The sequence below is a fragment of the Streptosporangium album genome (assembly GCF_014203795.1).
GTDB lineage: Bacteria > Actinomycetota > Actinomycetes > Streptosporangiales > Streptosporangiaceae > Streptosporangium > Streptosporangium album.
This window is the reverse complement of the sequence record NZ_JACHJU010000003.1, coordinates 306,103-320,442: the sequence shown is the minus strand read 5'-3', so window position 1 is coordinate 320,442 and position 14,340 is coordinate 306,103. Positions and strand designations below refer to the sequence as shown.

The following is a 14,340-nucleotide window of genomic DNA, read 5'->3' as shown; positions in this document are numbered from 1 at the left end:
GCGTGAGTCTGCTCAGAATCGAAGAGCTCAACGTGGTCTTCCGCCGGCGAGGCCACGAGGACGTGCGCGCCGTGGACGGCGTCAGTTTCTCGGTGGCCCCGGGCGAGACCCTCGGCCTGGTGGGGGAGTCGGGCTGCGGTAAGTCCGTCACCTCGCTCGCCGTCATGGGACTGCTGCCCAGACGCGGCGTGCTGGTGGAGGGGAGCGTCGCCTTCGACGGGACCGAGCTGCTCGCCCTGCCCGCCGACAAGCTGCGCGCGTTGCGCGGCCGGGACATGGCCGTCGTCTTCCAGGACCCGATGAGCTCGCTCAACCCGGTCGTCCCCATCGGAGTCCAGGTGACCGAGGTGCTCGTACGGCACCGCGGCCTGGCCTCGGGAGAGGCGCGGGCCGAGGCGGCCGAGCTGCTGCGCCGGGTGGGCATCCCCGACCCGGCCAGGCGGCTGAAGGAGTATCCCCACCAGCTCTCGGGCGGCATGCGCCAGCGTGTGCTGATCGCGACGGCACTGGCCTGCCGCCCCCGGCTCCTCATCGCCGACGAACCCACCACCGCGCTGGACGTCACCATCCAGGCGCAGATCCTCGAACTGCTCAAGGCCCTGGTCGCCGACACCGGGACCGCCCTGATCCTGATCACGCACGACCTGGGGGTGGTCGCCGGGATGTGCGACACCGTCCACGTGATGTACTCCGGCCGGATCGTCGAGCGGGCGCCCCGGCACGAGCTCTTCGCCAACCCCCGTCACCCCTACACCGCGGGCCTGCTCGCCTCCGTGCCACGGCTCGACCGGCCCCGTGGCGAGCGGCTGGAACCCATCCAGGGCTCCCCGCGCGACACCGTCCCGTGGTCCCGGGGCTGCGCGTTCGCGCCACGCTGCCGTAATCGCGTCGACGAGTGCGCCCGGGCGGCGCCGGAACTGCGTGGCGACGCTCACGGCCTGCGCTGCTTCAATCCGATCGAGACCGAGGGGGGCAACCGTTGAGCTCCGAGCCGCTGCTGTCGATCCGCGGGCTGAAGGTGCACTTCCCGGTCAAGAAGGGCGTGCTGCTGGAGCGGGTCGTCGGCCAGGTCAGGGCCGTCGACGGTGTCGACCTCGACGTGCCGCAGGGCATGACCTACGGGCTGGTGGGGGAGTCGGGCTGCGGCAAGAGCACGCTCGGCAAGGCCGTGCTGAGGCTGGTCGAGCCCACGGCCGGGACCGTCCTGTTCGACGGCGTCGACGTCGGGGCACAGGACCCGGAACGGCTCCGCCTGCTCCGGCGGCACATGCAGATGGTCTTCCAGGACCCGCTCGCCAGCCTGGACCCCCGGCAGAGCGTGGAGTCGGTGCTCACCGAACCGCTCCGGACCCACGGCTTCACCGGGGACCGCCTCCGGCGGGTGCGGGAGCTGCTCGACATCGTGGGACTGCCCGCCGGGTCCGCGAGCCGCTATCCCCACGAGTTCTCCGGTGGCCAGCGTCAGCGGATCGGCATCGCCCGGGCGATCGCCCTCAACCCTCGGTTGATCATCGCCGACGAGCCCGTCTCCGCGCTGGACGTCTCGATCCAGGCGCAGATCGTCAACCTGCTGGAGGACCTTCAGGAGCAGCTGGGCCTCACCTACGTCGTGGTCGCCCACGACCTGGCGGTGGTGCGCCATGTCAGCGACGTCATCGGTGTGATGTATCTCGGGGCGCTGGTGGAGGAGTCCCCCTCCAGCGAACTGTACGCCGAGCCGCTCCATCCCTACACGATCGCGCTGATGTCGGCGATTCCGATCCCGGACCCCGATGTCGAGGAGCGCAGGAGGCGGATCCTGCTCACCGGCGATCTGCCGTCTCCGATGGATGTCCCGCCCGGCTGCCGATTCCACACCCGCTGCCCGTTCCGGCAGCCGACGCGCTGCGCCGACGAGCCGCCCGGGCTCCGGGAGGCGCGCCCCGGCCGCAGGGTCGCCTGTCACTGGGTGGAGGAGATCGCGGCGGGCCGGATCCGGGCCGCCGCGGGCGCCCACGACCCCGCCGCCACCGAGGTCGGCGCCCCCGTCACCCCAGGGCCGACATGACCGGGGCGAAGTACCGGGTCCGGTCGCCGGGCAGCACCCGGCCGCCGGCCACCATGTCGGAGGTCCGCATCCCCGCGACCATGCCGTGTCCGGTCAGCCACTCCGCCAGCTCCCGGCGGCACTCCTCGACCTCGATCCGGACCGGGCCGCCGACCTGGGAGGCGAGGTCGGCGATCAGTCTCCGGGCGTCCTGCGGGTCTGCGGCGATCACCGGCCCGACAACCGTGTTGGTCACGTTGCGCCACATTCCGGCGTACCCCGTGACCCGTCGCCCGTCCTCGATCACCCGGATCTGCTCGGCGAAGCCGGACAGCCTTGCCAGGAGAGCGGACCGGTCGGCCCCGACGACCTCCGCGTCGAGGTCGGTGATCGCCTTCAGATCTTCCGGTACGGCGACGCGGGACGCGCCGGCCGCCTCGCCGGTGAAGGTCCCCAGATGCATGGCGACCGGGCTCGTCACGCGGAAGCCGAGCCTCTCATAGAGAGGGCGGCCCGCCCCGGTCGCGTTCAGGAAGACGGTCGCGCCGCGGGTCTGGTCCAGCACATGGCGGATCAGACGGCCGCCCAATCCCTGACGCCCGTGCCGGGAGGCCACCAGCACCATGCTGATCGCGGCGGTACGGGTGCCGTACCGGGTCAGGACGGCGCTTGCCACCAGTTCCCCCTCGGGGCCCAGGATCCCGTAGCCCTCCCCTCCCTGGAGCAGGAACAGCCACTTGCGCTCCTCACGTCCCCACTGGCGGTCCTCCGCGAGCCGCAGGCAGGCGCCGAGGTCGTCGGTGGTCAACTCACGAATGATCACTTAAAGGTCTCCAATGGTGACAAGGGCTCCGGCGGCGGTGCCGAGGAGCATGGCGGGCAGGAACCCGAGGCGTCGGGCGGCTACTCCCGCCACGAGGGCGGCGACGGCCAGGTGGAGTGCCGGGCGGCCGCCGCGGCCGCCGCGGGCGGCGCGGCGTCCGCGCGGGCAGGCTCGGACAGCGCGGTGTTCACGACGACCTCAGCGCGGCCGGGACCGCGGCCAGGGCGGCGAGGAGGACCGGCAGACCCGGTGGCACCAACCATGATGAGACCAGCGCCAGGACGGCCGCCCCGGCTGCGACGGCCACGTCGCGACGGGTGCGGAGCAGGGGGACCAGCAGCGCGGCGGCGTGCGATTCGGTAACGTGTTCGGCGGCGGCGATAACCAAGCCGCTGTTTGCGTGATCGGCACTACCCTCGCCGCTGGGCTGGCGGAGAGGTGAAACGCCTGTGGAGCTGGTGTAAGACCTCAACGGAGATCCTTCTGGGCGGGCGACCGGCGGTGAAGCAGGAAGTCTCACGGGTGACCGTGGGAATCCCCTCCCTTCGGGGAGGGGAGGATGTCAAGGGTGCCATCCTCCGCCGGCGGCTCCGGGACAGCGCAATAGTTTGCGGCTATCTCGATAGCCGATGGCTATCATCAACGGGTGGACGTTACGTTGCCCGGGGTCCGGGCGTTCGTGGCCGTCGCGCGCGCCGGATCGTTCCGGGGCGCGGCCGCCTCGCTCGGGATCAGTCAGCCGACCGTGAGCGTCGCCGTGAAACGCCTGGAGGCCACCGCCGGACAGCCGTTGCTGATCCGCGACCGCGACGGCGTGCGCCTGACCGAGCTGGGCGGCCGGGTGCTGACCCACGCGGTGACGGTGACGGCCGCCGCCGACGAGCTTGAGGCGCTGCTGGCCGGGGAGACCTCCGAGCTGACGGTCGGTTTCATGGGCGAGGCGGCGGGCGCGCGCACCTCCCTGCTGCTCGAAGGAGTGCGCCGAGCCTCCGGCAGGGAGGTACGGCTGCGCCGCTTCGACTTCGACGATCCGGCCTGCGGCCTGCTGGCCGGGACCAGTGACCTGGCCGTGGTGTGGCCGCCCCTGACCACCGGTGACGCGCTGGACGTGCTCGTCCTGGGCAGCGACCGGAGGGCTGTCGCCGTGCCGGTCGGCGATCCGCTCGCGGGATTGGCCGTGGCGTGCCCCGACGACCTGGCCGGCCGTGTCTGGGTGGTGCCCCGCAGCCCCGATCCGCTCTGGCGGGCTTTCCGCCACCCGGGCTCCATCGGCGTGACCGACGTGGCGGGCGAGGTCGGCTCCGGGGCGATCGAGGAGACCCTGGAGCTGGTCGCGGCCGGCCGGGGCATCGCCCTGCTCTCGCAGGGCACCGACGAGCACTACGCCCGCGCCGGGGTGGTGTTCGTCCTGCTCGACGGCGACCGCCGCTGCACCACCGCCGTCGCCTGGCGGCGCGCCGACACCCGGCCGGTGCTCGCCCGCATCCTCGCCGGGCTCTGACCCGTTCCCTGCCTTTCCTGCGAGCACCGCCGCGCCGCGGGCGGTCGGCGCATTCCAGCGTGCCGCGTGACGGCTTCATCCGAACGCCCGGTCACCGTTGGAGCGCCGGAGGCCGGCGGCCAAGGATCGCTAGGAGATGGCGCCCGGGGTGATCAGGCCGGTCTCGTAGGCCAGGACCACGGCCTGGACGCGGTCGCGCAGGCCGAGCTTGGTGAGCACGTTGCCGACGTGGGTCTTGACCGTCGTCTCGCTCACCACCAACTCTGCGGCGATCTCCGCGTTCGACATGCCGCGGGCGATCAGCCGCAGCACCTCCAGCTCGCGTTCGGTGAGCCGGTCCAGCCGGGCCGGGGCGGACTGCTGATGGGCCGAGGGCAGGTGCGCTCCGAACCTGTCCAGCAGCCGCCGGGTGACGCTCGGGGCGACGATGGCGTCCCCCGCCGCGATTACCCGGATGGCCTGCACCAGCTCGTCCGGTGGGACGTCCTTGAGCAGGAAGCCGCTGGCCCCGGCGCGCAGCGCCTCCACGATGTATTCGTCCAGGTCGAAGGTCGTCAGCACCAGCACTTTGGGCACATGGGCCCCACCGGACGCCTCACGCACGATCCGGCGGGTCGCCTCTATGCCGTCCACGCCCGGCATCCGGACGTCCATCAGCACCACGTCGGGCATCAGCGCACGCGACTGTTCCTGAGCGGCCTTGCCGTCTCCGGCCTGGCCGACCACGGTGATGTCGGGTTCGGCCTCCAGGATGAGGCGGAAACCGGTGCGCAGCAGTGGCTGGTCGTCCACCAGTAGCACTCTGATCGTCATGGCACGTCCTTGAGGGGAAACCGGGCATTGACCTCGAATCCACCCTCCGGACGCGGGCCGATTCTCAGAACTCCACCATAGAGGGCGACACGTTCGCGGATGCCGACCAGCCCGTGCCCGGTCCGGTCGCCGGCGGGGCGGGGGATCTCGGGGCCGTGGCCGTCGTCCTCGACCTGAACGGCCAGCTCGCCCGGCCCCTGCCGTACGGTGACCCAGGCGCTGGCCTGCGGACCCGCGTGCCGCAGGCTGTTGGTCAGGGCCTCCTGAACCAGCCGGTAGGCGGCCAGGTCGACGCCGGGCGGCAGCGGGCCTTCCGCGCCGTCCATCCACAGCTGCGTCCGCAGACCCGCCTCCCGCATCTGGTCGACCAGCGCGGGGATCTCCTGCACTCCCGGCTGAGGGTTGCGCTCGGCCGGCGCCGTGTCGGTCCTGAGCACGCCCACGATGTTGCGCATCTCGGCCATCGCGGTCCGGCCCATCTCCTCGATCGCCGAGAGCGCCTCCCGGGCGCCGTCGGGGTTGGTGGCCAGCACCCGGCGTGCCGCCGAGGCCTGGACGGTCATCACGCTCACGTGATGGGCGACCACGTCGTGCAGCTCCCGGGCGATGCGGGAGCGCTCCTCGGCTCTCGCCGCCCGGGTGTCGGACTCCCGGGCCCGCTCCGTCCGCTCGGCCCGGTCGCGCAGCTCGGCGAGGTAGGCGCGGCGCAGCCGGATGCTCCGGCCGGCGATCCACAGGGTCGTGGTCAGGACGGCGATGAACAGCTGGCCCGTCCGGTCGCCGAGCCCGTCGGACGCCACCGCCAGCAGGGCACGACAGGTCAGGCTCACCAGCAGCGCGCACAGGCTGAGCGCCAGGCCGCGCTGGGCGGCGACCGTGTAGACCAGCGTCAGGGCGGCGACCCAGAGCAGGGAGCCGCTCTGGTTCAGCGACGCCAGCGTCACCTCGATGAGGCTGACCAGGAAGAGCATCGTGAAGGGCATGTGGCGGCGCAGCGCCGGCGACAGGCAGCCGGCCACGACCAGGGCGAGGCCCAGCGCGTCGGGCTCCATCAGGTCGCCCGCAGCGCCGGGGAAGAGGCCGGCGTGGGCCCAGGACACCGCCGCGGCGGCCACCGCCACCGCCAGGGCGACGTCGGGGATCAGGGGATGTCCGTGGAGCCAGGCCCGCAGGCTGCCGGGGGTGTTGCGCACACAATCAATTTAGGCGTCCGGCTCCGGCAGCCACCCTGCTGGAGGGGGATATCCCCCTCATCCCCGCGGATGACCCGCGAGCTCCCGTGCCGTTCAGAGCTCGTCGGTGGCCGCCCTGGAGGTCCGGCGGGTGCTGCGCACGGTGTCGCCCGGTTGCCGCTCGGGCAGCGGCGGGGGAGTGCCGCCGAACTGCGGGCACAGCTCCTTGTAGGAGCACCAGTCGCACAGGCGGCTGGGTCTGGGAGGCCACTCACCGGTCTCCATGGCCCGCGCGATGGCCGTCCACAGCGCCTGGACCTTGCGCTCGGTGGCGCGCAGGTCCGCCTCGTCGGGGGCATAGCGCAGCACCTCGCCGCCGCCCCCCAGATACATCAGCTGGAGCAGGCGGGGCACCGAGCCGTGCAGCCGCCACAGTGTCAGCGCGTAGAACTTCATCTGAAACAGTGCCTTGGCCTCGAAGGCCGGCCCCGGCGCGCTGCCGGTCTTGTAGTCGACCACGCGGACCTCGCCGGTGGGCGCGACGTCCAGCCGGTCGATGTAACCGCGCAGCATCAGGCCGCTGTCGAGCACCGCCTCCACATACAGCTCCCGGTCGGCGGGCTCCAGGCAGGTGGGGTCCTCAAGGGTGAAGTAGCGCTCCAGCATGGAGCGGGCCTGGTCCAGCCACTGGGCCTGCTCCCGATCGTCGGCGAACATGCCGCCGTAGGCGGGATCCTCGGCCAGCAGCCTGCGCCACTCCGGCTCCAGCAGATCCAGGGCGGCGGCGACGGTCCGCGCGGGAGCGGGGAGGTCGTAGAGGCGTTCCAGCACCGAGTGGACCATCGTGCCGCGCACCGCGGCGGGCGACGGCGGCTCGGGCAGCCGGTCGATCACCCGGAACCGATAGAGCAGCGGGCACGTCATGAAGTCACCGGCGCGGGACGGCGACAGCGCTCCGATGATCGTGGGCTCGGTCAGTGACATGTCCGCACTGTAGGTCACAGTGACGACAGTTTGTGCCCGAGGTGGGTCCGAGACGTCTGCGGGTGGCGCGATGGCGCGTAGCATCAAGGCCTGAAGGTGAAGTGGACGAGGAGTGGTGAGTCAGCGGTGAGCAGTGAGAGCCCGCGCCAGGACAATCCGGGACTGCGGATGGGACGGCCGTTCGGCATCCCGGTGTACGTCTCGCCCACCTGGCTCATCGTGGCGGCGTTCATCACGATCAGCTACCAGGGGCAGGTGGCCGACTGGCTGCCCGATCTGAGCGTCCCGCTGACGTATCTCGTCTCCTTCGTCTTCGCCGTGCTGCTCTACGTGTCGGTGCTGCTGCACGAGCTGGCGCACTCGGTGGTGGCCAAGATGTACGGCCTGCCGGTCCGCCGCATCACGCTCTACCTGCTGGGCGGGGTCTCGGAGATCGAGCGGGAGCCGGAGACGCCCGGCCGGGAGTTCATGGTGGCCTTCGTGGGGCCGCTGCTCTCCCTGGGGCTCGCGGCCGCCGGTTTCGCCGCCGCACAGTTCATAGATCCGTACTCCGTCGTCGGCGTCCTGATCTTCCAGCTCTGGTTCGCCAACCTGATCGTCGGGGTCTTCAACGTCCTGCCGGGGCTGCCGCTCGACGGCGGCCGCATGCTGCGCGCCGGCGTCTGGAAGATCACCCGCAACCCGACCTCGGGCACGGTCGCGGCGGCCTGGGGAGGCCGCGTGCTGGCCATCCTCCTGGTCACGGTGCCCGTCGGGCTGGCGTTGATGAGCGGGCAGACGCCACGCTGGGACGCGCTCATCTGGCCGGTGCTGCTGGCCTCCTTCATCTGGCTCGGCGCCACCCAGTCGCTGCGCGGCGCCCGGGTGCGCGCCCGCATTCCCCAGGTGAACGCCCGCGCCCTGGCCAGGCGGGCCATCGCGGTGACCGGAGACCTGCCGCTGGCCGAGGCCCTGCGCCGGGCCGCGGAGGCCCAGGCGGGGGCGATGGTGGTGGTCGACCACGAGGGTCACCCGACGGGGATCGTCAACGAGGTCGCGGTCGAGGCCACCCCGGAGAGCCGCCGCCCCTGGGTGACGACCGGTTCGCTGGCCCGCACCCTCGAGCCGTCGCTGGTGCTGGCCGCCGATCTGTCGGGGGAGTCCCTGATCGACGCCATGCGCGAGGCACCGGCCGGGGAATACCTTCTCGTGGAGCGCGGCGGCGAGATCTTCGGGGTGCTGGCGACGTCGGATGTGAACCGGGTGTTCAGCGGGGTGTAGCGAACCACCGGAGGGCTTCGGGCGTCTCAGTGAATGCGTGCCAAGACGATGGGGCGGCCCGAGGGAAGATCACCCCTTTTGTCCTACTCGTTTTCGGTGCGCGCCACAGCTAGTGTTCTGGTCAACTGAACCGGTTGGCCATGGAGCTTAAGGGACGCACAATTGGCACCCCCCAACACGCCGACCTCGGCCGGTGATCTCACCCCTGAGTTACTCGGCACGCCCGAATGGGACGATCGACTGGTCGCCGCTGCCGGAATCCCCGTATACGACGTTCCCTTCCTGACCGTCGGCGGAGGCATGGGATCCTTCGTGACGCTGGACTACCTGCGGATCTACGGTGTGCCCACCTCCCAGATGCGGGTGCTGTCCAATATCGACACCCCATGGCAGACCTACGAGTTCCTGACCAGGTGCTCGCAGATCCCCCGATCCGAGCGGATCCGTTCCGACTCCTCCTCGCGGCCCGACAACATCTGGGGATTCCCCTCCTACGCCCTGCAGGAGACCTGGAAGGACAAGACCCCGGCCTACCTGTGGCAGCTGCTGACCGAGCCGATTCTGAACGACTACTGGACGCCGCGCGCCGGCACGGTCTTCGAAAGCCTCGAACGCGAGGCCAGGCGCATCGACTACTGGAACATGCTGGTCAAGGGGCAGGTCCGGATGGTGCGGCGCCGGGCGGGCGGCGGCTACTTCACCGTGGTCACCCCGCCGGAGGGCACGGCGCCGACCAAGCGGATCGTCTTCCGCTCGCGCTTCGTGCACATCGCGATCGGCTACCCGGGGCTGAAGTTCCTCCCCGACCTGCAGGAGTTCCGCACCAAGCACGCCGACTACCAGCACGTGGTCAACGCCTACGAGCCGCACGAGCAGGTCTACGAGTTCCTCAAGACCCGCCCCGGCACGGTGGTCATCCGGGGCGGAGGCATCGTGGCCTCCCGCGTGTTGCAGCGCCTGTTCGACGACCGGGAGAGGCTCGGGCTGCGGACCCAGATCGTGCACATCTTCCGGACCTTCGTCGCCGGCTCCCACGGCCCGCACGTCTGGGCGCGCCGGAAGGGCGGCGACGGATGGGCCTACCAGGGCTTCAACTACCCCAAGTCGGTGTGGGGCGGCCAGCTCAAGGCGCAGATGCGCAAGCTGGAGGGCGCCGAGCGCGCGGCGAAGTACAAGGAGATGGGCGGCACCAACACCCCCTACCGCCGGCGCTGGCAGGAGCAGATGCGGGCGGGCCGCAGCGGCGGCTACTACCACCCGGTGCAGGGCACCGTGGACCGGGTGGAGCGCGCCCCCGACGGGCGGCTGATCAGTTACGTGCGCAGCGGCGACGGCACCGTCCGTGAGCCGGTGGCCGACTACATCATCGACTGCACCGGCCTGGAGGCCGACATCGCCGAGCACCGGATCTACGACGACCTGCTCCGGTACGGCGGGGCGTACCGCAACCCGGTCGGCAGGCTGGAGGTGGAGCGCCACTTCGAGGTGAAGGGGACGGCGAGCGGCGACGGCGCCCTCTACGCCTCCGGCTCCGCGACGCTCGGAGGTTACTTCCCCGGCGTCGACACCTTCCTGGGGCTGCAGATCGCGGCTCAGGAGATCGCCGACGACCTGGCGCGACGGGGGTTCGTCCGCAGGATGGGGCCGTTGCGGTCGACCTCGCAGTGGTTCAAATGGGCTTTCAACTCACCGGTGTAAGGAGCGTTCTCCCGTGGTTCCGACTCTGGCGGGGCGCATCCAGACGCGCCTCTTCCTGCTCGCCACCGTGGGCGCGATCATCACGTTGCTGATCGTGCCGGTGCTGCCGGGCTCCTCCGGGGCGCTCGGCGACCGTTACGTCACCGGCTTCCTGGTCCTGGCGGCGGTGGCCGTGCTGGGAGTCGGCTGGGAGCTGGTCTACCACTTCCTCATGCAGTTCCGGTGGGAGAAGGACTGGCCGACCCTGTTCGGTTTGCTGACGGTCGTACCCGAAGGCCTTCTGCTGTACTTTTTGCTACGGTCCGGTGCAATTGATTTCATTGACCCGGTTCCGTCGGCCGCATTCTGGACGCATTTCACCGTCGTCTGGCTCTGCGTGTGGCTGGTGGCGAACGGTCCGATGCGCGTGCCGTTCATCCGATGGCGTTTTCGGGGAGGGAGAGTTCTGTGACCGAGCGGAGCGGGGAGGTCTCATGACCGACGAGGGCTTCGGAGTGGTGCGTCCGCTCCCGGGTGACGGGCTGGTCGCTCACGTCGGTGGCCTGCTGCTGGTGTGCGACGCGGCCGAGGCTGTCGTGGAGGACCTGCTGCGGGCGCTGAGGGAGACCGCGGCCTCCGGCGGGGACGGCCGTGCGCTGGCCCGCCGCGTGGCCCAGGTGCTGGCCGCCATGATGGGCGAATCCGTGGCGTGCGCCGTCGCCGGTCCCGTCGCGGGAGGGGTGGCCGTGCTGGTCAGCGGCCCGGCCTTCGCGTCGGTCACCGGTTCTCAGGGCGAGGTCCAGCTGGCCGGGCGTGACGCGCTCACCTGGTCCGATCGGCTCGTGCCCGGCCCGGTGACCGGGGTGGAGCTGCGCCTGCCCGAGGCCGGCGCGGCGCATCCGCTCGCCCGGCTGGACAGTGGTGTGGTCGTCGGCGGTGGCGTCTGGTGCGACCTGACCGAGTCCGGAGGGCCACCGGTCGCTCCTCGGCCCGCGTCCCGTGTGGAGGCCGCTCCGCCGGCCGTCCAGCCGTCGGTCTCTCCCGCGCAGGTCGCCGCCCCTCAGGCGGAGGCGTCCCCTCCGCCGGTTCCCGCCCCTGCCGACCGGCCGGCGCCCCCGGCGGAGAACGTGCCGCCGGCGCCCTACCCGATGGGCTCACCCGAGCACCACCCGTCGGAGCCGCAGATTCCCGCGCCGCAGGCATGGCAGTCCGACCCCATGCCGGTCGCGCCGCGGGAGCCGGTGTCCCGGCCCGCCGCCTCGCACGCGGACATGGAGACGGCCAGGTCGAGCGGTATCGGCGGCGACCCCGTCGACGCCCGTGACCAGCCGTTCGAGTACGAGCTGCTGACCCCGGGCGGGGCGCAGGCCGCGCCCGAGTCGCCGCCGTCCGGACCGGAACCGGAGCCGGAGTCGCGCCCCCTGGTCTACGGGGTGGATTGCAAGAACGACCATTTCAACGACCCGCGCGTGCCGTACTGCGCGGTCTGCGGCATCGCGCTGGTGCAGCGCACACTCGTCCCCTACAAGGGGCCGCGTCCGCCGCTGGGCGTGCTGCTCCTGGACGACGGCATGACGCTCCGCCTCGACACCGACTACCTGGTCGGCCGTGACCCCGAGCGGGCCCCGGAGGTCGCCGACGGCTCGGTGCGTCCCGCCAAGGTCACCAGTCCCGACGGTTCGGTGTCCCGTCGTCACCTGCGGGTGGCACTGGACGGCTGGGACGTCAACCTGGTCGACCTGGGGTCGGTCAACGGCACCCAGATCCAGCCGCCGGGCGACCCCAACTTCTACGACATCCCGCCGAACGAGGCGGTCGCGATCCTGCCCGGTACGACCGTGCGGATCGGTGTCTCCCGGACCATGCGCTACGAGTCGCACCGCAACCGCTAGAAGGTCCGCTCTCCCCGGGCGGCACGGATCGCACCGTGGCGCCCGGCGCTCTCTCCGAGGCCCGGTGACGCCTTCCCGGGCGTACGGAGATCGTTTCCGGGGTCAGGGCCGGGGGACCGGAGGGCGCAGTGCCGAGACGGCCGCCGCCCAGTCCACCGGGTCGGGATCCTGCTCGGCGCGGACCAGCAGGTGCCCGTCGGCGGAGGCGGCACCGGTGTCGGGGGCCACGACCAGCGCGCCCGGCGGGACCACGCCGGAGGTGGCCGCCACCCCGAGCCGGGCCAGCCGCTGGGCCAGGGCGGAGGCACGGTTGCCGCCGGCGACGACCAGCGGGCGGTCCCCCAGGAGCGCCAGGGTGAGTGCCACGTGAGCGGTGGCGTCGCCGCCGGTGCCGTGGCGCACCGCGACCGGCCCCGCCCCGGGTCCGGCCGGTTCCGCGTGATCGGGGGAGTCCGAGAGATCCGGAGACGACACCGTCACCACGCGGCAGGTCGCGGCGGCACGGATCTCGGCGTAGCCGGGGACACCGGCAGGCAGCACCACCAGATCCGGCTGCGCCCCGGTGACCAGCTCGGGTAGTTCGGCCGCCACGTCGGCGCTGAAGCGGCTCACCACCCGGGTCTCCGTTCCGCGGGCGCGGGCCGCGGCGGCGAGGGACTCCAGCTCGTGGAGGGTCTCCGCCAGCTCGGCGAGCTCGGAGGACAGGCCGCTGCCGACCTCCAGCCTGCCCCGCGGGTAGGGCCGCAGGTGGGCGAGGACGACCTCGGAGGGGGACGTGGCCAGGGCCAGGGTGGCGGTCAGGTCCACCAGCGCGGCATGCTCGGTGGGGGAGCCCGGGACGACGGTCAGCACCCGGTGGGCGGCGGTCACGCCGAGGGCGGCGCGTTCGGCCTCGGCGATGTCGCGGGCCACGCGGCGGTCGGGGTAGACCCTGCGCAGCAGCGGGCCGGTCATCGCGGTGGTGACCAGGGCCATCACCACCATCAGCGAGTACAGCTCGTTGTCGAGCACGCCCTTCTGCAGGCCGACGGTGAGGATGACGATCTCGGTCAGTCCCCGGGTGTTGAGCAGGATGGCCATCGCCCAGGACTGCCGGTTGGGCAGCCGCCCCGCCCGCGCCGCCGCGTAGGAGCCGAACAGCTTGCCGCCGACCGCCACCGCCAGGATCACGGCCAGCGTGCCGAGGCTGGACAGGTCGAGCGCGCGCAGGTCGACGTTGAGCCCCGCGACCACGAAGAACATGGGCAGCAGCAACAGCACGGCGAGCTGCTCCAGCCGTTCCAGGATCTCGTGGTTGAGCCGCTCGGCGCCTTCGCGCGGCATCACCGCGCCGAACACGAACGCCCCGAAGATGAAGTGCACGTGCATCCACTCGGTGGCCCAGGCCGAGCCGATGAGGCCGATGAGCACCAGCGACAGCAGGCCCGGCGTCAGCCGTCCCGCCTTCTCGTGGGCGGGCACCAGCCGGGCCAGCAGCGGCCGGACCACCAGGAACATCACCAGCGCGTACGGCACGGCGAGGAGCACCTTCCACTGCCCCTCGGCGTCTCCCGCCCCGGCGATGCCCACCACCACGGCCAGCACGGTCCAGGCGAGCACGTCGATCACCGCGGCGGCGGCCAGCGACAGGCCGCCGAGCGAGATGCGCTGCATCCCCCGGTCGGTGAGGATCCGCGCCAGCACCGGGAACGCGGTGGCGGCCATCGCCGCGCCCATGAACAGCACGAACGGCAGCGTCCTGTCGCCGCCCACATGGTCGCCGGCGATGCCCAGCGCGAGCACGCAGCCCAGGATGAACGGCACCACGGTCGAGCCGAGTGCCACGGTCATCGCGACGCGGCCCTTGCCCCTGACCAGTTTCTGGTCCAGCTCCAGGCCGACGACGAACATGAACAGCACCAGTCCGACGTTGGCCAGCGCCTGCAGGGGAGGACGCATCTCCGCGCCGAACAGCTCGTCGCCGAGCAGTGGGCCGAGCAGGGTGGGGCCGAGCAGGATGCCCGCCACGATCTCACCGATGACGGGTGGCTGGCCGAGCCGTCTGGCCACCGCGCCGAGCAGCCGTGCGGCGGTGAGAACGATCACCAGGTCAAGCAGGAGCAGATCTACGTGGAGCACTCGCGCGCACGCTTCCCGTAAGTAATGAAAAGCCCCGAGAATGACCAGGGCGACGTTACCGTGTGCGGGATGCC

General features: G+C 71.7%; 13 protein-coding genes. 7 read left to right on the top strand and 6 right to left on the bottom strand.

Annotated elements, in window-relative coordinates; all coding sequences use genetic code 11:
* Window positions 1-2: 2 nt before the first annotated feature.
* Window positions 3-983 (top strand): ABC transporter ATP-binding protein, encoded by a 981-nt coding sequence (locus FHR32_RS31330; protein ID WP_184758135.1) that lies wholly within the window; start codon window positions 3-5, stop codon window positions 981-983.
* Window positions 980-2,047: an ABC transporter ATP-binding protein gene (locus FHR32_RS31325; RefSeq protein WP_184758134.1), complete on the top strand. Its 1,068-nt coding sequence runs from the start codon at window positions 980-982 to the stop codon at window positions 2,045-2,047. Before FHR32_RS31330 ends, FHR32_RS31325 begins: the two co-directional genes overlap by 4 nt.
* Here FHR32_RS31325 and FHR32_RS31320 read toward each other — a convergent pair.
* Together FHR32_RS31320 and FHR32_RS31315 are read right to left on the bottom strand one after the other, a co-directional pair.
* Entirely contained in the window at window positions 2,028-2,834 is an 807-nt protein-coding gene (locus tag FHR32_RS31320) for a GNAT family N-acetyltransferase (protein WP_184758133.1), read from the bottom strand. The genes FHR32_RS31325 and FHR32_RS31320 overlap by 20 nt on opposite strands.
* Window positions 2,835-3,036: 202 nt before the next feature.
* Entirely contained in the window at window positions 3,037-3,237 is a 201-nt protein-coding gene (locus FHR32_RS31315; protein WP_184758132.1) for a hypothetical protein, read from the bottom strand.
* 258 nt (window positions 3,238-3,495) lie between these two features.
* Here FHR32_RS31315 and FHR32_RS31310 point away from each other — a divergent pair, with 258 nt between their 5' ends.
* Window positions 3,496-4,350 carry a LysR family transcriptional regulator gene (locus FHR32_RS31310; protein WP_184758131.1) on the top strand — a complete coding sequence of 285 codons (855 nt, stop codon included), beginning with the start codon at window positions 3,496-3,498 and terminating at the stop codon, window positions 4,348-4,350.
* Between the two features lie 129 nt (window positions 4,351-4,479).
* Here the strand turns inward: FHR32_RS31310 and FHR32_RS31305 are convergent, their stop codons facing one another.
* From FHR32_RS31305 to FHR32_RS31295, 3 genes are all read right to left on the bottom strand, one after another.
* Window positions 4,480-5,163 (bottom strand): response regulator, encoded by a 684-nt coding sequence (locus FHR32_RS31305; protein WP_184758130.1) that lies wholly within the window; start codon window positions 5,161-5,163, stop codon window positions 4,480-4,482.
* Complete coding sequence (locus tag FHR32_RS31300) at window positions 5,160-6,356, bottom strand: sensor histidine kinase (protein WP_184758129.1); 1,197 nt, start codon at window positions 6,354-6,356, stop codon at window positions 5,160-5,162. The genes FHR32_RS31305 and FHR32_RS31300 overlap by 4 nt, the downstream gene beginning before the upstream one ends.
* Before the next feature lie 93 nt (window positions 6,357-6,449).
* Window positions 6,450-7,319, bottom strand: coding sequence for a RecB family exonuclease (locus tag FHR32_RS31295; RefSeq protein WP_184758128.1), 870 nt, complete (start codon window positions 7,317-7,319; stop codon window positions 6,450-6,452).
* Window positions 7,320-7,487: 168 nt separating this feature from the next.
* Between FHR32_RS31295 and FHR32_RS31290 the strand changes: the two genes are divergently transcribed.
* The 4 genes from FHR32_RS31290 to FHR32_RS31275 all read left to right on the top strand — a co-directional run bounded on the left by FHR32_RS31290 (window position 7,488) and on the right by FHR32_RS31275 (window position 12,148).
* Window positions 7,488-8,579 (top strand): site-2 protease family protein, encoded by a 1,092-nt coding sequence (locus FHR32_RS31290; protein WP_184758637.1) that lies wholly within the window; start codon window positions 7,488-7,490, stop codon window positions 8,577-8,579.
* A 162-nt stretch (window positions 8,580-8,741) separates the two neighbouring features.
* Window positions 8,742-10,277, top strand: a complete 1,536-nt coding sequence (locus FHR32_RS31285) for a hypothetical protein (protein WP_184758127.1) — start codon at window positions 8,742-8,744, stop codon at window positions 10,275-10,277.
* A gap of 13 nt (window positions 10,278-10,290) precedes the next feature.
* A complete protein-coding gene (locus FHR32_RS31280) occupies window positions 10,291-10,728 on the top strand; it encodes a hypothetical protein (protein WP_184758126.1) in 438 nt (145 codons plus the stop codon).
* A gap of 22 nt (window positions 10,729-10,750) precedes the next feature.
* Window positions 10,751-12,148, top strand: coding sequence for an FHA domain-containing protein (locus FHR32_RS31275; protein ID WP_184758125.1), 1,398 nt, complete (start codon window positions 10,751-10,753; stop codon window positions 12,146-12,148).
* 102 nt (window positions 12,149-12,250) lie between these two features.
* On the opposite strand, the gene FHR32_RS31270 is transcribed toward FHR32_RS31275, so the two are convergent.
* Entirely contained in the window at window positions 12,251-14,266 is a 2,016-nt protein-coding gene (locus FHR32_RS31270) for a cation:proton antiporter domain-containing protein (RefSeq protein ID WP_184758124.1), read from the bottom strand.
* Between the last annotated feature and the right edge of the window lie 74 nt (window positions 14,267-14,340).

Coding starts and splice junctions, on each gene's coding strand:
- FHR32_RS31305 (WP_184758130.1), bottom strand. CDS start 5,163: ATGACGATCAGAGTGCTACTGGTGGACGACCAGCCACTGCTGCGCACC.
- FHR32_RS31290 (WP_184758637.1), top strand. CDS start 7,488: ATGGGACGGCCGTTCGGCATCCCGGTGTACGTCTCGCCCACCTGGCTC.
- FHR32_RS31295 (WP_184758128.1), bottom strand. CDS start 7,319: ATGTCACTGACCGAGCCCACGATCATCGGAGCGCTGTCGCCGTCCCGC.
- FHR32_RS31275 (WP_184758125.1), top strand. CDS start 10,751: ATGACCGACGAGGGCTTCGGAGTGGTGCGTCCGCTCCCGGGTGACGGG.